At 69.7% G+C, this 21,992-nt stretch carries 17 protein-coding genes; 16 read left to right on the plus strand and 1 reads right to left on the minus strand.

Annotated elements, in window-relative coordinates; genetic code table 11:
* The first annotated feature begins 163 nt into the window (after window positions 1-163).
* The 16 genes from rsmH (at window position 164) to OG609_RS30165 (ending at window position 18,164) form a co-directional block, all read left to right on the plus strand.
* Window positions 164-1,129: a 16S rRNA (cytosine(1402)-N(4))-methyltransferase RsmH gene (rsmH, locus tag OG609_RS30090; protein WP_327275708.1), complete on the plus strand. Its 966-nt coding sequence runs from the start codon at window positions 164-166 to the stop codon at window positions 1,127-1,129.
* 49 nt (window positions 1,130-1,178) lie between these two features.
* Window positions 1,179-1,763, plus strand: coding sequence for an FtsB family cell division protein (locus OG609_RS30095; RefSeq protein WP_327275709.1), 585 nt, complete (start codon window positions 1,179-1,181; stop codon window positions 1,761-1,763).
* A 4-nt stretch (window positions 1,764-1,767) separates the two neighbouring features.
* Window positions 1,768-3,750 carry a peptidoglycan D,D-transpeptidase FtsI family protein gene (locus OG609_RS30100; RefSeq protein WP_327275710.1) on the plus strand — a complete coding sequence of 661 codons (1,983 nt, stop codon included), beginning with the start codon at window positions 1,768-1,770 and terminating at the stop codon, window positions 3,748-3,750.
* Window positions 3,751-3,768: 18 nt separating this feature from the next.
* Complete coding sequence (locus OG609_RS30105) at window positions 3,769-5,496, plus strand: UDP-N-acetylmuramoyl-L-alanyl-D-glutamate--2,6-diaminopimelate ligase (protein WP_327275711.1); 1,728 nt, start codon at window positions 3,769-3,771, stop codon at window positions 5,494-5,496.
* A 4-nt stretch (window positions 5,497-5,500) separates the two neighbouring features.
* Complete coding sequence (locus OG609_RS30110; RefSeq protein ID WP_327275712.1) at window positions 5,501-6,907, plus strand: UDP-N-acetylmuramoyl-tripeptide--D-alanyl-D-alanine ligase; 1,407 nt, start codon at window positions 5,501-5,503, stop codon at window positions 6,905-6,907.
* Window positions 6,904-7,974, plus strand: coding sequence for a phospho-N-acetylmuramoyl-pentapeptide-transferase (gene mraY, locus OG609_RS30115; RefSeq protein WP_327275713.1), 1,071 nt, complete (start codon window positions 6,904-6,906; stop codon window positions 7,972-7,974). Before OG609_RS30110 ends, mraY begins: the two co-directional genes overlap by 4 nt.
* On the plus strand, window positions 7,971-9,398 hold the full coding sequence (murD, locus tag OG609_RS30120) for a UDP-N-acetylmuramoyl-L-alanine--D-glutamate ligase (RefSeq protein ID WP_327278231.1): 1,428 nt from the start codon (window positions 7,971-7,973) through the stop codon (window positions 9,396-9,398). Before mraY ends, murD begins: the two co-directional genes overlap by 4 nt.
* Window positions 9,399-9,510: 112 nt before the next feature.
* A complete protein-coding gene (ftsW, locus tag OG609_RS30125; protein WP_327275714.1) occupies window positions 9,511-10,953 on the plus strand; it encodes a putative lipid II flippase FtsW in 1,443 nt (480 codons plus the stop codon).
* A gap of 6 nt (window positions 10,954-10,959) precedes the next feature.
* Window positions 10,960-12,054 carry an undecaprenyldiphospho-muramoylpentapeptide beta-N-acetylglucosaminyltransferase gene (gene murG / locus OG609_RS30130; protein WP_326765088.1) on the plus strand — a complete coding sequence of 365 codons (1,095 nt, stop codon included), beginning with the start codon at window positions 10,960-10,962 and terminating at the stop codon, window positions 12,052-12,054.
* A gap of 51 nt (window positions 12,055-12,105) precedes the next feature.
* Window positions 12,106-12,900 (plus strand): cell division protein FtsQ/DivIB, encoded by a 795-nt coding sequence (locus OG609_RS30135; protein ID WP_327275715.1) that lies wholly within the window; start codon window positions 12,106-12,108, stop codon window positions 12,898-12,900.
* A gap of 277 nt (window positions 12,901-13,177) precedes the next feature.
* Window positions 13,178-14,392, plus strand: a complete 1,215-nt coding sequence (gene ftsZ / locus OG609_RS30140) for a cell division protein FtsZ (RefSeq protein WP_327275716.1) — start codon at window positions 13,178-13,180, stop codon at window positions 14,390-14,392.
* The gene (pgeF, locus tag OG609_RS30145; RefSeq protein WP_385656151.1) at window positions 14,389-15,147 is read left to right on the plus strand and encodes a peptidoglycan editing factor PgeF; all 759 of its coding nucleotides are present in this window, start codon (window positions 14,389-14,391) and stop codon (window positions 15,145-15,147) included. The genes ftsZ and pgeF overlap by 4 nt, the downstream gene beginning before the upstream one ends.
* A gap of 6 nt (window positions 15,148-15,153) precedes the next feature.
* Window positions 15,154-15,873 carry a YggS family pyridoxal phosphate-dependent enzyme gene (locus OG609_RS30150; protein ID WP_327275718.1) on the plus strand — a complete coding sequence of 240 codons (720 nt, stop codon included), beginning with the start codon at window positions 15,154-15,156 and terminating at the stop codon, window positions 15,871-15,873.
* 126 nt (window positions 15,874-15,999) lie between these two features.
* The gene (locus tag OG609_RS30155) at window positions 16,000-16,617 is read left to right on the plus strand and encodes a cell division protein SepF (protein WP_327278232.1); all 618 of its coding nucleotides are present in this window, start codon (window positions 16,000-16,002) and stop codon (window positions 16,615-16,617) included.
* Window positions 16,618-16,687: 70 nt separating this feature from the next.
* Window positions 16,688-16,972: a YggT family protein gene (locus OG609_RS30160; protein WP_072483208.1), complete on the plus strand. Its 285-nt coding sequence runs from the start codon at window positions 16,688-16,690 to the stop codon at window positions 16,970-16,972.
* Between the two features lie 49 nt (window positions 16,973-17,021).
* Complete coding sequence (locus OG609_RS30165; RefSeq protein ID WP_266361984.1) at window positions 17,022-18,164, plus strand: DivIVA domain-containing protein; 1,143 nt, start codon at window positions 17,022-17,024, stop codon at window positions 18,162-18,164.
* Between the two features lie 337 nt (window positions 18,165-18,501).
* On the opposite strand, the gene ileS is transcribed toward OG609_RS30165, so the two are convergent.
* Window positions 18,502-21,651, minus strand: coding sequence for an isoleucine--tRNA ligase (gene ileS / locus OG609_RS30170; RefSeq protein WP_327275719.1), 3,150 nt, complete (start codon window positions 21,649-21,651; stop codon window positions 18,502-18,504).
* Window positions 21,652-21,992 lie beyond the last annotated feature (341 nt).

Genomic DNA, 21,992 nt, shown 5'->3' on the forward strand with positions numbered 1-21,992 from the left:
TTCCGTAGATTTCCCCCGTGTGTGCGGCGTGCGTACGGTCCGGCCCTCTCCCGCTCGCCGGTCGACCGACGCCCCTTCCCCGGCGCCGGCCGACCTCCCCTTCCGAGCGGGCGGGGACCAGGCCGTACGTGCAGCCGCACGGGACCTGAGCCTGAGAGGGCGCATGAGCCAGACCCGACACGTCCCGGTGATGCTCCAGCGGTGCCTGGACCTGTTGGCCCCGGCTCTGGAAGCGCCCGGCCCGCCGCAGCCCGTGGTGGTCGACTGCACCCTCGGCCTCGGCGGACACAGCGAGGCGCTGCTCTCCGCCTTCCCCTCCGCACGGTTGATCGCGCTGGACCGTGACAAGGAGGCGCTGCGGCTCTCCGGCGAGCGGCTCGCCCCGTACGGAGACCGGGCCACCCTGGTGCACGCGGTCTACGACGAACTGCCCGAGGTGCTCGCCAGGCTCGGCATCCCCAAGGTCCAGGGCATCCTGTTCGACCTCGGTGTCTCCTCCATGCAGCTGGACGAGGCCGACCGCGGATTCGCGTACGCCCAGGACGCCCCGCTCGACATGCGCATGGACCAGACGACCGGCATCGGCGCGGCCGAGGTGCTCAACACGTATCCGCCGGGCGAACTGGTACGGATCCTGCGGGCGTACGGCGAGGAGAAGCAGGCCAAGCGGATCGTCTCCGCGATCGTGCGCGAGCGCGAGAAGGAGCCGTTCAGCAACAGCGCCCGGCTCGTCGAGCTGATCCGTGACTCGCTGCCGCAGGCCGCCAAGCGCACCGGCGGCAACCCTGCCAAGCGCACCTTCCAGGCACTGCGCATCGAGGTCAACGGCGAGCTCACCGTCCTGGAGCGGGCCATTCCGGCCGCCGTGCAGAGCCTCGCAGTCGGCGGCCGTATCGCCGTCCTCTCGTACCACTCGCTGGAGGACCGGCTGGTCAAGCAGGTCTTCGCGGCGGGCGCCGCCACCACGGCGCCGCCCGGACTGCCGGTCGTGCCCGAGCGCTATCAGCCCCGGCTGAAACTGCTGACCCGCGGCGCGGAGCTGCCCACGGAGGAGGAGGTCGCCGAGAACCGGCGCGCCGCCCCCGCCAGGCTGCGCGGCGCTCAGCGGATCCGCGAGGAGGAACGATGAGCGTCCGGCGTCCGGGAACCCGGACACCGGCGACGCCCGGGGCAGCGTGGTGAGCAGACCGGCCGGGCAGTTGAAGGGGCGGGCAGCGCGGCTCGCCCGGCTGATGCCGTCCGGGCCCAGCAAAGCGGCCCGTACCCCCTTCGTCCTGCTGGTCGTGCTGCTCCTCGGCGGCGGGCTCATCACGCTTCTGGTCCTCAACTCGGCCCTCAACGAAGGATCGTTCAGGCTGAGCGAGCTGAAGAAACGGACTACCGAGCTCACGGACGAGCAGCAGGCCCTCCAGCGCGACGTCGACAGCTACTCCGAGCCGGACGCCCTGGAGCGGCGCGCCCGCAAGCTGGGCATGGTGCCCGGCGGCAGCCCCGCCTTCCTCGATCCGGACGGTAAGGTCCGCGGCGTAGCCGCCGAGACCAGCGCCGAGCCGACCCCCGCAACGCCCCCGCAGAAGCCCAGAACCCCCCAGGCGCCCCCCGCGACCGCACCGTCCGCCGCCTCGACCCCGGCCGCCGGCTCGCCCTCTCCCTCGATGTCGGCCACCCCTTCGGGCGCCGCCGTGAAGCCCAGCACCTCCGCGGCCCCGCCCGCCGGGCCGCGTGCCCCGGCAAACCAGCCCTCGACGAGCCCCGGCAGGTGACGCAGTGCCTTCCAAGGAACCACCGCGCCGCCGGGTCCCCGGCCCTGCGCGCCCCCGCGGCGTCGCAGGCGGCCAGGGACGCCCCCGGCCCGCAGCCCGCCGCCCGTCGTCCCCGGCGCCGCGCGCCCGCGCGCCTCGCAACCGGCCCGCGCGCCCCCTCCGCCTCGGCAGCCCGCGTCCCCGGCTACGCCTGGTCAGTCTCGCCCTGACGCTCGTCATGCTGACGTTCGTCGTCCGGCTCCTCCAGGTCCAGGCCGTCGATGCCAACGCATACGCGGCCAAGGCCAAGGAGAACCGCTACCTCAGCTACACGATCTCCGCCGAGCGCGGCGAGATCACCGACCGCAGCGGTATCGCGCTGGCCACCAGCGTCGACGCGTACGACATCACCGCCGACCCGTCGATGTTCACGCCGGAAATCAGCAAGGCCCCCGACGCGCCCCAGCAGGCAGCGGCGCTCCTCGCCCCGATCCTCGGCGCCGACGCCTCCGAACTGACCGAGAAGCTGTCCAAGAAGGGCCGCTACACCGTCCTGGCCCGCCGTCAGACCCCGCAGGTCTGGAATCAGATCAAGGACCTCAAGTCCGTCTTCGCCGAGAAGGCCGCGAAGGACAAGGCGGCCGGCGGTGCCGGAGCCAATGTGCTGGCCGGGGTCTTCCAGGAGTCGACGACCAAGCGGGTCTACCCGAACGGAGGGCTCGCCGCCGGGATACTGGGCTATGTCAATACCGACGGCAAGGGCGCAGGCGGCCTCGAATCGCAGCTGGACAAGGAGCTCGCGGGCGAGGACGGCAAGATCAAGTACGCCCAGTCCGGCGGTCGGCGGGTACCCACCGCGGGTACCAAGGAGGTCCCGGCCGTCGCCGGGGCCGACATCGAGCTGACCATCGACCGCGACATCCAGTGGGCCGCCCAGCAGGCCATCACCGACCAGGTGAAGAAGTCCAAGGCGGACCGCGGCTATGTGATCGTGCAGAACACCAGGACCGGCGAGGTCCTCGCCATGGCCAACGCGCCCGGCTTCGACCCCAACGACCTCTCGCAGGCCGACGCGGCGTCGCTGGGCAACGCGGCGCTTCAGGACGTGTACGAGCCGGGCTCCACCAGCAAGGTCATGTCCATGGCCGCAGTGCTGGAGGAGGGGGCCGCCACCCCCGGCACCCATGTCACCGTCCCCAACCGGCTGCACCGCGGCGACCGGCTCTTCAAGGACGACATCGACCACCCCACCTGGTACCTGACGCTCAACGGCGTACTCGCCAAGTCGAGCAACATCGGCACGATCCTGGCCACCGGGGAACTCGGCAAGACCCAGGCCGAGGCCAACAAGGTCCTCTACTCCTACCTGCGCAAATTCGGGATCGGCTCGCCGACCGGTCTCGACTACCCGGGCGAGACCCCCGGCATCCTCGCCAAGCCCGAGGACTGGTCGACCTCGCAGCAGTACACGATCCCGTTCGGCCAGGGCCTCTCGCTCAACGCCATGCAGGCCGCCTCCATCTACTCGACGATCGCCAACGGCGGGATGCGCGTCGCGCCCACGCTGGTACGTGGCACCAAGGGTCCCGACGGCAACTTCAAGGCCGCCGCCGCTCCCGAACGGACCCGGGTGGTCAGCGAGAAGACAGCCAAGTCGCTCGCCGCCATGCTGGAGTCGGTGGTCGGTGACGAGGAAGGCACGGGGACGAAGGCCAAGATCCCGGGCTACCGGGTGGCGGGCAAGACCGGTACGGCCAACCGAGTCGATCCGGTACGCGGCGGCTACCACGGCTACACGGCGTCCTTCGCGGGCTTCGCACCCGCCGACAACCCGCAGATCACCGTCTACTGCGCGATTCAGAACCCGACCAAGGGCAGCTACTTCGGCGGTCAGATCTGCGGACCGATCTACAAGAAGGTCATGGAGTTCGCACTCAAGACCCTCCAGACCCCACCGTCCGGCAGCAAGTCAGCCCGGCTGCCGGTGTCCTTCAATCCCGGCGAGTGAACACGGGGAAACCAGCCAGTGACAACCATCACCCCCGATCCCGGGAACCGGAACGGGAACCACCAGAGCCCCGCCCCCTCACTTCGCGAGAGGCCGGGTGGGCCCGGTACGCTCACCGCCGTGCCCCACGCTGATCAGTTCCAAACCACCCAGAAGGACGCCCCTGTGAATTACCCGGGAGCGCCCCGCCCGGATCGGCTCAGGCCGACACCCCTCGGCGAGCTGGCAGCCCGGCTGGGAGTCGAACCGCCGGGAACCGGCGAGGTCACCGGCATCACCCACGACTCGCGGGCGGTCCGCCCCGGTGATGTGTACGCGGCCCTGCCGGGCGCCCGCTTCCACGGCGCCGACTTCGCGGCCCAGGCTGCCGGCCTCGGCGCGGCGGCGATCCTCACCGACCCGGCCGGCGCCGAGCGCGCCGCCGCCACCGGACTGCCGGTGCTGGTCACCGAGGACCCGCGCGGCCGGATGGGCGAACTCGCTGCCGAGATCTACGGACGGCCCGGCGCCGAGCTCCTCCAGATCGGCATCACCGGAACCTCCGGCAAGACCACCACCGCCTACCTCATCGAGGGCGGCTTCCAGGGTGCCGGGCGTGCCACCGGGCTGATCGGCACCGTGGAGACGCGGATCGGCGACGAGCGCATCAAGTCCGAGCGCACCACCCCCGAAGCCACCGACCTGCAGGCGCTGTTCGCCGTCATGCGCGAACGCGGCGTCGACTCGGTGACCATGGAGGTTTCCAGCCACGCCCTGGTGCTCGGCCGGGTCGACGGCTGCGTCTTCGACGTCGCGGTCTTCAACAACCTCAGCCCGGAGCACATGGAGTTCCACTCCGGAATGGAGGACTACTTCCAGGCCAAGGCGCAGCTCTTCACCCCGCTGCGCAGCCGGCAGGGCGTCGTCAACTTCGATGACGAGTACGGCCGCAGGCTGGTCACCGAGGCGTCCGTTCCGGTCGTCACCTTCTCCGCCGAGGGCCACCCGGACGCCGACTGGCGCGCCGAGGACGTCGAAGTCGGGCCGCTGGGCTCCACCTTCACCGTCGTCGGCCCCAAGGACGAGCGGATCGCCGCCAGGGCCCCGCTGCCCGGCCCGTTCAACGTTGCCAACACCCTCGCCGCGATCGTCACGCTCGCCGTCGCGGGCCTCGACCCGCAGACCGCAGCCGACGGTGTCGCCGCCGTTCCGGGCGTCCCCGGCCGCCTGGAACGCGTCGACGCCGGACAGCCGTACCTCGCGGTCGTCGACTACGCGCACAAGACCGACGCCGTCGAATCCGTGCTGCGCTCCCTGCGGAAGGTCACCGAGGGCAGGCTGCACATCGTCCTCGGCTGCGGCGGCGACCGCGACACCACCAAGCGCGGCCCGATGGGCGCCGCCGCGGCCCGCCTCGCCGACACCGCAGTACTGACCTCCGACAACCCCCGATCCGAGGACCCCCTCGGAATCCTCGCCGCAATGCTCGCGGGCGCCGCCGAGGTGCCCGTCCACGAGCGGGGCGACGTCCTGGTCGACGCCGACCGGGCCGCCGCCATCGCAGCCGTGATCGCCCGCGCCGAGCCCGGTGACACGGTGCTGATCGCCGGCAAGGGCCACGAGCAGGGCCAGGACATCCATGGCGTGGTACGCCCCTTCGACGACCGCGTGGTCCTGCGCGCGGCCATCGAGCGGTCCCTGGGGCAGAGCAGCACCAAGAGCGCCGCCCACCGCGCCCACACCCACGAGAACAACAGTCAGGGATGACCAAGTGATCGCCCTTTCCCTCGCCGAGATCGTCGAAATCGTCGGCGGGCAGTCGTACGACATACCGGATCCGGCAGCGACCGTCAGCGGGCCTGTCGTCATGGACTCCCGAGAGGTGAAGCAAGGCAGCCTGTTCGTCGCCTTCGCCGGCGAGCGGGTCGACGGCCACGACTTCGCGCAGGGCGCCGTCGAGGCGGGCGCGGCAGCCGTGCTGGCCGCCCGCCCCGTCGGTGTTCCGGCGATCGTCGTCGACGACGTCGTGGCCGCGCTCGGCGCGCTCGCCCGCGCCGTTGTCGGCCGCCTCGGTACCACCGTCGTCGCCCTCACCGGCTCCGCGGGCAAGACCTCCACCAAGGACCTCATCGCCCAGCTCCTCGAACGCAAGGGGCCCACCGTCTACCCGGAGGGCAACCTCAACAACGAGATCGGCCTGCCGCTCACCGCACTGCGTGCCACCGAGGACACCCAGCACCTCGTCCTCGAAATGGGTGCACGTTACATCGGTGACATCTGTTACCTCGCCGGCCTCGTCCCGCCCCGGATCGGCCTCGTCCTCAACGTCGGCACGGCCCACATCGGCGAGTTCGGCGGCCGCGAGCAGATCGCCAAGGCGAAGGGCGAGATGGTCGAGGCCCTGCCCGAGGACGGCCTCGCCGTACTCAACGCCGACGACCCGCTCGTGCGCGCCATGACCTCCCGTACGAAAGCCCGGGTGCTGCTCTTCGGTGAAGCCGCGGATGCGGACGTACGGGGAGAGAATGTCCGTCTCACCGACGACGGGCGCCCCGCTTTCAAGCTCCACACACCCACCGGGTGCAGCGACGTGACCATGCGCCTGTACGGTGAGCACCACGTGTCGAACGCGCTCGCCGCGGCCGCCGTCGCCCATGAGTTGGGCCTGTCCGCAGACGAGATCGCCGAAGGGCTCTCCGAGGCGGGCACCCTCTCCCGCTGGCGCATGGAGGTCACCGAGCGTCCGGACGGCGTGACGTTCGTCAATGACGCCTACAACGCGAACCCCGAATCCATGAGAGCAGCGCTGCGCGCGCTGGCCGCCATGGGGAAGGGCCGGCGTACGTGGGCGGTGCTCGGCCCCATGGCCGAGCTCGGCGACGCCTCGCTCGCCGAGCACGACGCGGTCGGGCGGCTCGCCGTCCGGCTCAACGTCAGCAAGCTCGTCGCGGTCGGGGGCAGAGAAGCCTCCTGGCTGCAACTGGGCGCATACAACGAGGGTTCGTGGGGTGAGGAGTCGGTGCATGTGTCCGACGCACAGGCTGCCGTCGACCTGTTGCGCAGTGAACTGCGCTCGGGAGACGTCGTGCTGGTGAAGGCGTCCCGGTCGGCCGGCCTGGAGAAGGTCGCCCAGGCACTGCTGGAGAACTCGACCGAGGGCGAGGTCGCCGGCCGATGAGGCAGATCCTCTTCGCGGGGGCCATCGGGCTCTTCCTGACCCTGGTCGGAACTCCGCTGCTGATCAAGCTGCTCGCCCGCAAGGGATACGGGCAGTTCATCCGGGACGACGGCCCGCGCACCCACGGCTCCAAGAAGGGCACGCCCACCATGGGCGGTATTGCCTTCATCCTGGCGACGATCATCGCGTACGTCCTGGCGAAGGTGATCACCGGCGAGGAGATGCGCTACTCCGGTGTGCTGGTGCTCTTCCTGATGACCGGCATGGGTCTCGTCGGCTTCCTCGACGACTACATCAAGATCGTCAAGCAGCGTTCGCTCGGCCTGCGGGCCAAGGCGAAGATGGCCGGCCAGCTGATCGTCGGTATCGCCTTCGCGGTGCTCTCGCTCCAGTTCGCCGACTCCCGCGGCAACACCCCGGCCTCCGACCGGCTGTCGTTCGTCGCGGACTTCGGCTGGTCGATCGGCCCGGTGCTGTTCGTCGTCTGGGCCCTGTTCATGATCCTCGCCATGTCCAACGGCGTGAACCTGACGGACGGCCTGGACGGCCTGGCCACCGGTGCGTCGGTGATGGTCTTCGGCGCGTACACCTTCATCGGGCTGTGGCAGTTCCAGGAGTCCTGCGCCAACGCGGACACCCTGACCAACCCCAACGCCTGCTTCCAGGTACGAGATCCGCTGGACCTGGCCGTCGTCGCCTCCGCCCTGATGGGTGCCTGCTTCGGCTTCCTGTGGTGGAACACCTCGCCCGCCAAGATCTTCATGGGTGACACCGGCTCGCTCGCTCTCGGCGGCGCGCTCGCCGGCCTGGCGATCTGCTCCCGCACGGAGTTCCTGATGGCCATCCTCGGCGGCCTCTTCGTGATGATCACCATGTCCGTGGTCATCCAGGTCGGCTCCTTCAAGATGACCGGTAAGCGGGTCTTCCGGATGGCGCCGCTCCAGCACCACTTCGAACTCAAGGGGTGGTCCGAAGTCCTTGTCGTGGTCCGCTTCTGGATCATCCAGGGCATGTGCGTGATCGTCGGACTCGGTCTCTTCTACGCAGGATGGGCAGCCGAGAAGTGAGCAACCAGGACTGGCAGGGCAAGCGCGTCACCGTCGCGGGACTCGGAGTCTCCGGAATCCCTGCGGCCAAGGTGCTGCACGGCCTCGGGGCCGTCGTCACGGTGGTCAACGACGGGGACGACGAGCATTCCCGTGCGCAGGCCGCGGAGCTGGAGGCGCAGGGCATCACCGTGCGCCTCGGCGACGGGGCGACCCTGCCCGAGTCCACCGAGCTCATCGTCACCACCCCCGGCTGGAAGCCCGACAAGCCGCTCTTCACCGCAGCCGCCGAGGCGGGCGTCCCGGTCTGGGGCGACGTCGAACTCGCCTGGCGGCTGCGCGGTCGGGACGGCAGAGAACCAGCACCCTGGCTCGCGGTCACCGGCACCAACGGCAAGACCACGACCGTACGGATGCTCGCCTCGATCCTGGAGGCGGCCGGGCTGCGCACCGCCGCCGTCGGCAACATCGGCGTCTCCCTCCTCGACGCCGTCCTCGGCGACGAGGAGTACGACGTACTCGCCGTCGAACTGTCCAGCTACCAGCTGCACTGGGCGCCCTCGCTGCGCGCCCACTCCGCGGCAGTCCTCAACCTGGCCCCCGACCACCTCGACTGGCACGGCTCCATGGAGGCGTATGTCGCGGACAAGGGCCGGATCTACGAGGGCAACCGCATCGCCTGCGTCTACAACGCGGCCGAGAAGGCGACCGAGGACCTCGTCCGCGAGGCCGACGTCGAAGAGGGCTGCCGCGCCATCGGCTTCACTCTGGCCGCACCGGGCCCGTCCCAGCTGGGCGTCGTCGACGGCATCCTCGTCGACCGCGCCTTCGTGGCCAACCGGCAGAAGCAGGCCCAGGAGCTCGCCGAGGTAACCGACGTCAACCCGTCGGCCCCGCACAACATCGCCAACGCCCTGGCGGCCGCGGCCCTGGCCCGCGCCTTCGGTGTCGAGCCCGCGGCCGTACGGGACGGACTGCGGGCCTTCCGCCCCGACCCGCACCGCATCGAGCATGTCGCGGACGTCGCCGGGGTCGCGTACATCGACGATTCCAAGGCCACCAACACCCATGCTGCCGAGGCCTCCCTCGCGGCCTACGACCCGATCGTCTGGATCGCCGGCGGCCTCGCCAAGGGAGCCACCTTCGACGAGCTGGTGACCGGGGCAGCCGGGCGGCTGCGGGGCGTCGTACTGATCGGCCGCGACCGGGCCCTGATCCGCGAAGCCCTCGCGCGACACGCCCCCGAGGTCCCGGTGGTCGACCTCGACCGGACCGACACTGGGGCGATGTCCGAGGCGGTCCGCGAGGCGGCACGGCTCGCCCGTCCGGGGGACACCGTACTGATGGCCCCGGCCTGCGCCTCGATGGATATGTTCGTCAATTACAACAAGCGGGGCGAGGCGTTCGCGGACGCGGTGCGCGCACTCGCCGCCGAGAGCGACTGACGGGCCCGGCCCCCGCGCCGTACTGTCCCGGACGACCGGATGGGGCGGCCGCGCCACGGGCCCCGGCCCTCGGCAGCAGCCCCGGGCACGAGCAGTGGAGGGGACAGCGACAATGCCGGCCGAAGAGAGCTCCGCCGCGCCCCGTGGGGACCGCTCACGGGCCACCGCGGCGATCAGCCGGGCGCTCGCCCCGCCCCTGCTCGTGGGTGCGGGCTCCCCGGCGCCCCTCGGCCCCGCCCTGCGGGTCCGGTCGGTCGCCGGCTCCCGGCGCCCCTCGGCGCCACGCTCCAAGGGGCGTTCCGGCGGCCCCCGGTCCCCCCGCGGCGGTGTGCGGCGGATGTACGAGCAGGCACGCCGGGCCTGGGACCGCCCTCTGACCGCGTACTACCTGATCCTGGGCGCCGGCCTGCTGATTACCGTGCTCGGCCTGGTGATGGTCTACTCCGCCTCGATGATCAAGGCTCTGGAGCTGGACAAACCCGGCACCTACTTCTTCCGCAAACAGTTCCTCGCCGCCGTCATCGGCGCCGGACTGATGGCGCTCGCTGCCCGGATGCCCGCCAGACTGCACCGGGCGTTCGCATATCCGCTGCTCATGGGAACCGTCTTCCTGATGGTGCTGGTCCAGGTGCCGGGGATAGGGATGTCGGTCAACGGCAACCGGAACTGGCTCTATCTGGGCGGCCCCTTCCAGCTCCAGCCCAGCGAGTTCGGGAAGCTCGCCCTGGTCCTGTGGGGCGCGGACCTGCTCGCCCGTAAACAGGACAAACGGCTGCTCACGCAGTGGAAGCACATGCTCGTTCCGCTCGTCCCGGTCGCCTTCATGCTCCTCGGGCTGATCATGCTCGGTGGCGACATGGGCACTGCGATCATTCTCACGGCGATCCTGTTCGGGCTGCTCTGGCTGGCCGGGGCACCCACCCGGCTCTTCGCCGGGGTGCTCGCCTTCGCCGGACTGATCGCCTTCGTACTGATCAAGACCAGCCCGAACCGGATGTCCAGGCTCGCCTGCATCGGCGCCAGCGAACCCGGCCCGGGGGACTCCTGCTGGCAGGCCGTGCACGGCATCTATGCTCTGGCGTCCGGTGGATGGTTCGGTTCCGGGCTCGGTGCAAGTGTGGAAAAATGGGGCCAACTGCCCGAACCGCACACCGACTTCATCTTCGCCATCACCGGGGAGGAACTGGGGTTGGCGGGGACGCTGTCGGTACTCGCCCTCTTCGCGGCTCTAGGCTATGCGGGTATCCGCGTGGCCGGACGCACGGAGGACCCCTTCGTGAGGTACGCCGCGGGAGGTGTGACCACCTGGATCACGGTGCAGGCCGTGATCAACATTGGTGCGGTGCTCGGCCTGCTGCCGATCGCCGGTGTCCCGCTCCCGCTGTTCTCCTACGGAGGATCGGCCCTGCTGCCGACCATGTTCGCCGTCGGGCTGCTGATCGCGTTCGCGCGAGAGGATCCCGCGGCGAAGGCGGCCCTGGCCATGCGGAGGCCCGGGGTGAGATGGAAGACGATGAGACGGCGCGTCAAGAAGCGTCCGTCCGGAGAGCGGTGAATTTCGGTGCATGTCGTACTCGCCGGTGGGGGGACCGCCGGCCACATCGAGCCCGCGCTTGCCCTCGCGGACGCCCTGCGCAGGCAGGACCCGACCGTGGGAATCACTGCCCTCGGCACGGAGCGCGGACTCGAGACCAGGCTCGTACCCGAGCGGGGGTACGAGCTCGCCCTGATCCCGGCCGTGCCGCTGCCGCGCAAGCCCACCCCGGAACTGATCACCGTCCCGGGACGGCTGCGCGGCACCATCAAGGCCGCCGAGCAGGTCCTGGAACGCACCAAGGCGGACTGCGTGGTCGGCTTCGGCGGCTACGTCGCCCTGCCCGGCTATCTCGCCGCCAAGCGGGCCGGTGTGCCGATCGTCGTCCACGAGGCCAACGCCCGGCCGGGCCTGGCCAACAAGATCGGCTCGCGGTACGCCCATGGGGTGGCCGTCTCCACCCCCGACAGCAAGCTGCGTGGTGCCCGCTACATCGGCATCCCGCTCCGCCGGACCATCGCCACCCTGGACCGGGCCCGGGTCCGCCCCGAGGCGCGTGCCGCCTTCGGTCTCGATCCCAACCTGCCGACGCTGCTGGTCTCCGGCGGCTCGCAGGGCGCCCGCCACCTCAACGAAGTGGTCCAGCGGGTCGCCCCGCTGCTGCAGCGCTCCGGGATCCAGATCCTGCACGTGGTCGGCCCGAAGAACGAATTGCCGCGCGTCGACAACATGCCCGGGATGCCGCCCTACATCCCGGTACCGTACGTGGACCGGATGGATCTCGCGTACGCGGCGGCTGACATGATGCTCTGCCGCGCGGGTGCGATGACCGTCGCCGAACTCTCCGCCGTCGGGCTCCCCGCCGCCTACGTACCGCTGCCCATCGGCAACGGCGAACAGCGGCTCAATGCCCAGCCGGTGGTCAACGCCGGCGGCGGTCTGCTGGTGGACGACGCGGCGCTGACCCCCGAGTGGGTGCAGGGCAACGTCCTTCCGGTGCTTGCGGATCCGCACCGGCTGTACGAGATGTCCCGCGCCGCCGCCGAGTTCGGCCGCCGGGACGCCGACGACCTGCTCGTCGGCATGGTGTACGAGGCGATTGCCGCACGCCGAGGCGCGTGAGGCGGACGGGTCCGGGAGCGGTGGCCCCCGGACCCGGCGTAAGGAGCGAGCGTGGCCGGACCGACGACCGCCCAGCGCGGTGCAGCGCAGCAGGAGAACTCCCCGGCCCGCCCGCCGCGTCCGCGCACCGAAGGGCGCAGACCGCCCAGCCGCAGACAGCTGATCGTGATCGGTGTGCTCGTGCTGCTGCTCGCCTCCGGCGCAGTCTGGGCGCTCTACGGCTCCTCCTGGCTCCGGGCCGAACAGGTCAGGACCACCGGTGTCGACGTACTGACACCGGCCGAGGTGGAAGCCGCGGCGGCGGTACCGATCGGGGCTCCGCTGATCTCCGTGGACACCGACGCCGTCGCCGACCGGTTGCGCCGGAAGTTGCCTCGTATCGACTCGGTGGATGTCGTACGGTCATGGCCGCACGGAATCGGACTTAAGGTGATCGAACGACAGCCGGTCCTGCTGGTGAAAAAGGGTGCAAAGTTCATTGAAGTGGACGCGAAAGGCGTGCGCTTCGCAACGGTGGACAAGTCGCCCGGACATGTACCGCTGCTGGAATTGACGCCTGGTCAGTCCGCGAGTCTGCGCCGCTTCGGCAGCGCCCGGCTGGTGCGGGAAGCGGTCCGGGTCGCGGGTGAACTTCCGGCCGGTGTCGCCAAGGACACCAAGGTCGTACGGGTCACCTCGTACGACTCGATCTCTCTGGAACTCACCCGGGGTCGCACGGTGGTCTGGGGCAGCGGTGAAGAAGGTCCGGTGAAGGCAAGAGTCCTCACCGCTCTCATGAAAGTCGCGCCCAAAGCGGGACACTTCGACGTGAGTGCACCCACCGCCCCTGCGGCATCGGGCAGTTGACGCACATTTGGCCTGGCCAGCACCCTGGTTGGTCAGCGCTACGGGTGATCACATAGGGTGAAAAGAAAAACGGGAGGTTCGGCGTGTTCGTTGAACGTGCGCCACTTGTCGACTTAGTGTCCTGTTCGGAAGAGTCCATGAAGCAGACACACTGGTAACCCTAAACTTCAACGTTAGGGTTTGGGTCGGCGTTTCGGACCGCCCCAATCGGCATCCGTCGTCGCGGCGGTACTACCGCAAAGCGACGACACGTAACTCGAGGCGAGAGGCCTTCGACGTGGCAGCACCGCAGAACTACCTCGCAGTCATCAAGGTCATCGGTGTCGGCGGCGGTGGTGTCAATGCCATCAACCGAATGATCGAGGTCGGTCTCAAGGGCGTCGAGTTCATCGCGATCAACACTGATGCGCAAGCCCTGTTGATGAGCGACGCCGACGTCAAGCTCGACGTCGGCCGCGAACTCACCCGCGGCCTCGGCGCCGGGGCCAACCCGGCCGTCGGTCGCAAGGCGGCAGAGGACCACCGTGAGGAGATCGAGGAGGTCCTCAAGGGGGCCGACATGGTCTTCGTCACCGCCGGAGAGGGTGGCGGCACCGGCACCGGCGGCGCACCCGTCGTGGCCAACATCGCGCGCTCGCTCGGCGCCCTGACGATCGGCGTGGTCACCCGCCCGTTCACCTTCGAGGGCCGTCGACGCGCGAACCAGGCGGAGGACGGCATCGCCGAGCTCCGCGAAGAGGTCGACACCCTCATCGTCATTCCCAATGACCGACTGCTGTCCATCTCGGACCGTCAGGTCAGCGTGCTCGACGCGTTCAAGTCGGCCGACCAGGTACTGCTCTCGGGTGTCCAGGGCATCACCGACCTCATCACGACCCCGGGTCTGATCAACCTCGACTTCGCCGACGTCAAGTCGGTCATGTCCGAGGCCGGATCGGCACTCATGGGCATCGGTTCCGCCCGCGGCGACGACCGCGCGGTGGCCGCCGCGGAGATGGCGATCTCCTCGCCGCTCCTGGAGGCGTCCATCGACGGCGCCCGCGGTGTCCTGCTCTCCATCTCCGGCGGCAGCGACCTCGGTCTCTTCGAGATCAACGAGGCGGCCCAGCTGGTGAGCGAGGCGGCGCACCCCGAGGCGAACATCATCTTCGGTGCGGTCATCGATGACGCACTGGGCGACGAAGTACGCGTCACTGTGATCGCAGCGGGCTTCGATGGCGGACAGCCGCCGGCCCGTCGCGAGAACGTCCTGGGCGCGAACGCCACCAAGCGTGAGGAGCCGGCCCCGCCGGTCCGCAGTGCCGAGCCCGTGCGCCAGACCGGCGGACTGGGCTCCGTGCCCACGCGGGAGGAGCCCCCGGTCCAGGCCGAGCCCGTTTCGGCGGTCGGCGAGAGCCATCTGCCGCCGGTCGCTCCGCCGCACATCCCGCCGGCCCGTCCCTACCAGGATTCCCAGGCCGAAGAGCTGGATGTTCCGGACTTCTTGAAGTGATAGGTCCGCACCACGCAGTGCCCGCAGTGTCTTCAGTACCCTCGGGGGGTCGCGCGCACTTCGCCTTCACCGACAGGTGGGGCGGGGTGAGCGCCGCTCCGTACGAGGAGCTCAACCTCGGCGGCGCGGTCGGAGACGACCCCGCCGCCGTTCTGGCCAATCGGGAGCGCGCCGCGCGGGCCCTCGGTCTGGACCCGGCGCAGGTCGTCTGGATGAACCAGGTGCACGGGCGGGATGTCGCGGTCGTCGACGGCCCGTGGGGAGACGCTTCGGAAATCCCCGCGGTGGACGCGGTGGTGACCGCACGGCGCGGACTCCCGCTCGCCGTGCTCACCGCCGACTGCACCCCCGTACTGCTCGCCGACCCGGTCGCCGGGATCGCGGCGGCAGCGCACGCGGGCCGTCCCGGTCTGGTCGCCGGAGTCGTCCCCGCCGCGGTCGAGGCCATGATCGGGCTCGGCGCCGAGCCTTCCCGGATCATCGCCCGCACCGGACCGGCGGTCTGCGGACGGTGCTACGAAGTCCCGTCCCGGATGCGTGCAGAGGTCGCAGAGAGTGTCCCGGCCTCATGGTCCGAGACCAGCTGGGGCACCCCGGCTGTGGATGTCACCGCCGGGGTCCACGCCCAGCTCGAAGCCCTCGGGGTCCGGGACCGGCAGGCATCTGCGGTCTGCACCCTCGAATCGGGCGACCACTTCTCGTACCGCCGCGACCGCACCACCGGGCGGCTCGCCGGATATGTCTGGTTGGACTGATAGGGCATGACGGACCGTAAGACTCAACTCGCCGAAAATCTGGCACGGGTGCAGGAACGCATTGCTTCCGCCTGTATCGCCGCCGGCCGCAAACCGGAAGAAGTGACCCTCATCGTGGTCACCAAGACCTACCCCGCGAGCGATGTGCGGATTCTGCATGAACTCGGTGTGCGTCATGTCGCAGAGAATCGTGACCAGGACGCGGCACCCAAGGCAGCCGAATGTGCGGATCTGTCGCTCACATGGCACTTTGTCGGTCAATTGCAGACGAACAAGGTTCGTTCTGTAGCTAGTTATGCCGATGTCGTGCAGTCGGTAGATCGGATCAAACTGGTCACGGCTCTCTCGTCGGCGGCCGTGCGTGAGGGGCGTGAACTCGGCTGCCTCATCCAGGTCGCACTCGACGCGGAGAGCGGCGAGCGGGGCGACCGGGGCGGCGTCGCGTCGGACGGGATCGAGGAGTTGGCCGCCGCGGTCGAAGCCGCGCCCGGACTGCGGCTCGGTGGTCTGATGACCGTCGCGCCGCTCGCCGGACCGTACGCGGGACGGCAACGCGCCGCCTTCGACCGGCTGATGGAATTCTCATCCCGCCTGCGCGGGAACCATCCGGCTGCGAACATGGTCTCTGCAGGGATGAGCTCGGACCTCGAGGAAGCGGTTGCGGCCGGAGCGACACATGTGCGCGTCGGTACGGCGGTACTCGGAGTCCGACCGAGGCTCGGGTAACGTCGCCAAGCAAGTCGGACCACAGCAGAAAATATGGTCATTCCCGCCTTTGGCGGGCAGGCCTCAGTGGATCGCGGGGCACTTGGTGACAGATGCCGATCCACCACAGAGCGGAGGACTCAGAGCATGGCCGGCGCGATGCGCAAGATGGCGGTCTACCTCGGCCTCGTGGAGGACGATGGGTACGACGGTCCGGGGTTCGACCCCGACGACGAATTCGAACCCGAGCCGGAGCCCGAGCGCGACCGGCGGCGGCACCAGCCCGCGCATCAGGTGGAGCGGGACCGGGAAAGGGGCGAACCGGTACGAGTGGTGCAGCCTCCCGCGCAGCGGGAGCCGGTTCAGATTCCGGCGGAGAGGGAGCGACCCGCCCGAATCGCCCCCGTGGCATCCATCACACCTGAACGCCCGAACATGGAGAAGAACGCACCGGTGATCATGCCCAAGGTTGTGTCCGAGCGGGAGCCCTACCGCATCACCACGCTGCACCCCAGGACCTACAACGAGGCCCGTACCATCGGGGAACACTTCCGTGAGGGCACTCCGGTGATCATGAATCTCACGGAGATGGACGATACGGACGCAAAGCGACTTGTCGACTTTGCCGCAGGACTCGTCTTCGGTCTCCATGGCAGCATTGAGCGCGTGACGCAGAAGGTGTTCCTGTTGTCGCCTGCTAACGTCGATGTCACGGCGGAGGACAAGGCCCGCATTGCTGAGGGCGGATTCTTCAACCAGAGCTGAGAACACGACACCGGGAACGACCCGGCCGTAAGGCCGGAGCTACGAGAGTCAGGGGAGAGGGAAGCGCGAAATGGGCGTCGCACTGCAGGTTGTCTATATCGCGTTGATGTGTTTCCTCATCGTGCTGATCTTCCGGCTGGTCATGGACTACGTCTTCCAGTTCGCACGTTCATGGCAGCCCGGCAAGCCGATGGTGGTCATACTTGAGGCCACCTACACTGTCACGGATCCACCGCTCAAGCTTCTGCGGCGGTTCATCCCGCCGCTGCGTCTCGGGGGCGTGGCACTCGACCTGTCCTTCTTCGTTCTGATGATCATCGTCTACATCCTGATCAGCATCGTGATCAGGCTGTGAGCGATACGGTCTTGCCGACTGCCGACGACTACGTAGAGGTGAAGAAGAGATGCCGCTGACCCCCGAGGACGTGCGGAACAAGCAGTTCACGACCGTCCGTCTCCGAGAAGGCTATGACGAGGACGAGGTCGATGCCTTCCTCGACGAGGTCGAGTCCGAGCTGACCCGCCTGCTCCGTGAGAACGAGGACCTGCGCGCCAAGCTGGCCGCCGCCACGCGTGCCGCCGCGCAGAACCAGCAGCAGGGGATGCGTAAGCCGGAGCCGCAGGACCGGCCCGGGGCACCTGTGCCCGCCGCCATATCGGGTCCGCCGGTCCAGCAGCAGCCCCCGCAGATGGGTCCGCCCCAGCTGCCCGGTGGTGCTCCGCAGCTGCCCGCCGGTCCCAGCGGTCACGGTCCTGGTCCCCAGGGCCAGCACGGCCCCGGCCCGCAGGGCCCGCACGGCCCCGGCCCGATGCAGGGCGGTCCCATGGGTGGCCCGATGGGCGGCCCCATGGGCGGTCACGCCCCGCAGCAGCAGATGCAGCAGATGCAGCAGCCGCCGCAGATGCAGCAGCCCGGTCAGGGCCCCGGTGGCGACAGCGCTGCCCGTGTCCTCTCGCTCGCACAGCAGACCGCCGACCAGGCGATCGCGGAGGCCCGTTCCGAGGCCAACAAGATCGTCGGTGAGGCGCGCAGCCGTGCCGAGGGCCTGGAGCGGGACGCGCGTGCCAAGGCGGATGCGCTGGAGCGGGACGCGCAGGAGAAGCACCGCGTGGCGATGGGCTCGCTGGAGTCGGCCCGCGCGACGCTGGAGCGCAAGGTCGAGGACCTGCGTGGCTTCGAGCGCGAGTACCGGACCCGGCTGAAGTCCTACCTGGAGAGCCAGCTGCGTCAGCTGGAGACCCAGGCCGACGACTCGCTGGCCCCGCCGCGGACCCCGGCGACCGCTTCGCTGCCGCCGTCGCCCTCGCTGGCTCCGGCCGGTGCGGGTGCCATGGGTCACACCATGGGCGGCAACCACGGCGGTCACGGCAACCAGCAGATGGGCGGCAACCCGTCCATGAGCGGTGGGCCCTCGTACGGTGGCCAGCAGCAGATGTCGCCGGCGATGACCCAGCCGATGGCGCCGGTGCGGCCGCAGGCGCCGCAGCCGATGCAGCAGGCTCCTTCGCCGATGCGCGGGTTCCTGATCGACGAGGACGACAACTGAGCCGGGTACGCGCGGTGAGCGCGTAGCCGTCGGCAGGCTGAGGGCCGGGCCCCGGGGTTTTCTCCCCGGGGCCCGGCCCTTTTGCTGTTGGTGGGGGTGCGGCGGGCCTGTTCCTCGACCCGTCCCTTCCCGAACCGGGGGCTCCGCCCCAGACCCCACGCCTCAAATGCCGACGAGGCTGAATCTCACGTCGCGCCCGGCACGATCAAGCCCCTCCGGCAATTGAGGAACGGGAGTTGGGGGGCGGAGCCCCCGGTTACGGGAAGGGGCGGGTGGGGGAGAACGCCGGAGGCCCGCCCGGAGCACTTGTTCCGGGCGGGCCTCCGATGGGCTTGGGCTACTGCTCCGTCTTGCGGAGGCGGAACGTCAGGGACAGGCCCTCGTCCTCGAACGGGGCGCCGTATGCCTCGTCCGCCTCGCCCTGGGCGTAGTCCAGCGCCAGAACCTCGTCCGCGATCAGGGCCGCGTGCTCGGTCAGGGCTTCCACCGTGGCGGGGGAGGTGGATGTCCAGCGGACGGCGATGCGGTCCGCGACGTCCAGGCCGCTGTTCTTGCGGGCCTCCTGGATGAGGCGGATCGCGTCACGGGCGAGGCCCGCGCGTCGCAGTTCCGGGGTGATCTCCAGGTCCAGGGCGACCGTCGCACCCGAGTCGGACGCCACCGACCAGCCCTCGCGCGGCGTCTCGGTGATGATCACCTCGTCGGGGGAGAGAGTGACCGTCTCGCCGTCCACCTCGACCGACGCCGTGCCCTCGCGCAGGGCCAGCGAGAGGGCTGCCGCGTCGGCGTTCGCGACGGCCTTGGCGACCGCCTGGACGCCCTTGCCGAACCGCTTGCCGAGCGCACGGAAGTTCGCCTTCGCGGTGGTGTCGACCAGCGAACCGCCGACTTCGGAGAGGGAGGCCAGCGAGGAGACGTTCAGCTCCTCCGTGATCTGGGCGTGCAGCTCGGGGGAGAGGGACTCGAAGCCCGCCGCCGCGACCAGGGCCCTGGACAGCGGCTGACGGGTCTTGACTCCCGACTCGGCACGGGTGGCCCGGCCCAGCTCGACCAGGCGGCGCACCAGCGCCATCTGGGTGGAGAGCGTCGGGTCGATCGCCGCGAGGTCCGCCTTGGGCCAGGTGGAGAGGTGGACCGACTCGGGGGCGTCCGGGGTGACCGGAGCCACCAGGTCCTGCCAGACCCGCTCGGTGATGAACGGGGTGAGCGGGGCCATCAGCCGGGTCACCGTTTCGATGACCTCGTGCAGGGTGCGCAGGGCCGCCTTGTCGCCCTGCCAGAAGCGGCGGCGCGAGCGGCGTACGTACCAGTTGGACAGATCGTCGACGAACGCGGACAGGAGCTTGCCGGCGCGCTGGGTGTCGTAACCCTCCAGAGCCTGCGTGACCTGGTCCACCAGCGCGTTCAGCTCGCTCAGCAGCCAGCGGTCCAGGACCGTGCGGTCCGCGGGGGCGGGGTCGGCCGCGGTCGGCGCCCAGTTCGACGTACGGGCGTACAGGGCCTGGAAGGCGACCGTGTTCCAGTACGTCAGGAGGGTCTTGCGGACGACCTCCTGGATCGTGTTGTGGCCGACGCGGCGCGCCGCCCACGGGGAGCCGCCCGCCGCCATGAACCAGCGCACCGCGTCCGCGCCGTGCTGATCCATGAGGGGGATCGGCTGCAGGATGTTCCCGAGGTGCTTGGACATCTTGCGGCCGTCCTCGGCGAGGATGTGGCCCAGGCAGACCACGTTCTCGTACGACGACTTGTCGAAGACCAGCGTGCCGACCGCCATCAGCGTGTAGAACCAGCCACGGGTCTGGTCGATGGCCTCCGAGATGAACTGCGCCGGGTAGCGGCTCTCGAAGATCTCCTTGTTCCTGTACGGGTAGCCCCACTGCGCGAACGGCATCGAGCCCGAGTCGTACCAGGCGTCGATGACCTCGGGGACGCGGTACGCCTCCAGCTGGCAGTTCTCGTGCGAGCACGTGAACGTGATCTCGTCGATGAACGGGCGGTGCGGGTCGAGACCGGAGAGATCGGCGCCGGTGAGCTCGCTCAGCTCGGCGCGCGAGCCGACGCAGGTGAGGTGGCTGTCCTCGCAGCGCCAGATCGGCAGCGGGGTGCCCCAGTAGCGGTTGCGGGACAGTGCCCAGTCGACGTTGTTGTTGAGCCAGTCACCGAAGCGGCCGTGCTTGACCGAGTCCGGGAACCAGTTCGTCTTCTCGTTCTCTTCGAGGAGCCGGCCCTTGATGGCGGTCGTACGGATGTACCAGGACGGCTGCGCGTAGTAGAGCAGCGCGGTGTGGCAGCGCCAGCAGTGCGGGTAGCTGTGCTCGTACGGGACGTGCCGGAAGAGCTTGCCGCGGGAGGCCAGGTCCTCGGTGAGCGCCTCGTCGGCCTTCTTGAAGAAGACGCCGCCGACCAGCGGCAGGTCCTCCTCGAAGGTGCCGTCGGGGCGGACCGGGTTCACGACCGGGAGGCCGTACGCCTTGCAGACGACGAGGTCGTCGGCGCCGAAGGCGGGGGACTGGTGGACCAGACCCGTACCGTCCTCGGTCGTCACGTACTCGGCGTTGACGATGTAATGCGCCTCGGCCGGGAAGTCCACGAGGGTGAACGGCCGCTCGTACGTCCAGCGCTCCATCTCGCGGCCGGTGAAGGTCTGACCGGTGGTCTCCCAGCCCTCGCCCAGCGCCTTCTCGACGAGCGGCTGCGCGACGACGAGCTTCTCCTCGCCGTTGGTCGCGACGACGTAGGTGACGTCGGGGTGCGCGGCGACGGCGGTGTTGGAGACCAGGGTCCAGGGGGTGGTCGTCCAGACGAGGAGCGAGGCATCGCCGGCCAGCGGGCCGGAGGTGAGCGGGAAGCGTACGAAGACCGACGGGTCGACCACGGTCTCGTAACCCTGCGCCAGCTCGTGGTCCGAGAGGCCGGTGCCGCAGCGGGGGCACCAGGGGGCGACGCGGTGGTCCTGGACCAGCAGGCCCTTGTTGAAGATCTCCTTCAGCGACCACCACACCGACTCGACGTACTCGGGGTCCATCGTGCGATAGGCGTCGTCGAGGTCGACCCAGTAGCCCATCCGGGTCGTGAGCTCGGTGAACGCGTCGGTGTGACGGGTCACGGACTCGCGGCACCTGGCGTTGAACTCGGCGATGCCGTACGCCTCGATGTCCTTCTTGCCGTTGAAGCCCAGCTCCTTCTCGACCGCGAGCTCGACCGGCAGTCCGTGGCAGTCCCAGCCGGCCTTGCGGCCGACGTGGTAGCCCTGCATGGTGCGGAAGCGGGGGAAGACGTCCTTGAAGACGCGGGCCTCGATGTGGTGGGCGCCGGGCATACCGTTGGCGGTGGGCGGGCCCTCGTAGAAGACCCACTCGGGGCGGCCCTCGGACTGTTCGAGGCTCTTGGCGAAGACCTTGCTCTCGCGCCAGAAATCGAGCACGGCGTGCTCCAGCGCGGGCAGGTCGACCTGGGCGGGTACCTGGTGGTACTGCGGCGATGTCATGGGCGGACTTCCTCCGGCGGACGTTTTCCACTTCCGTCGGAGGGACGAGAGCCTCATCGACTCCCGCGGTACCACCCTCCTTGGCCCCGGGTATGCACCCGTGACCCCCTCATTGGGGTCGCGATGCCGGTTCTACTCGCCTTGCGGCTTTCTTCCGACGGCTCCGGGTGATCTTCACGACGCGCTCGCCCCCGGGCTCGCACCGTCCCCGGGTCGCTCCTGGCTGCGTACGACGCTACTCGTCCCATCCACGCCTCTCGCTGAGGCCAGTGTACGGGCCCGTACGGGCGACGGCCGACCGGTTTAACCCGTGCGGCGGGGCGTGACCCGAATGGGCAGAC

Origin of the sequence: Streptomyces sp. NBC_01224, from assembly GCF_036002945.1 — a bacterium.
GTDB lineage: Bacteria > Actinomycetota > Actinomycetes > Streptomycetales > Streptomycetaceae > Streptomyces.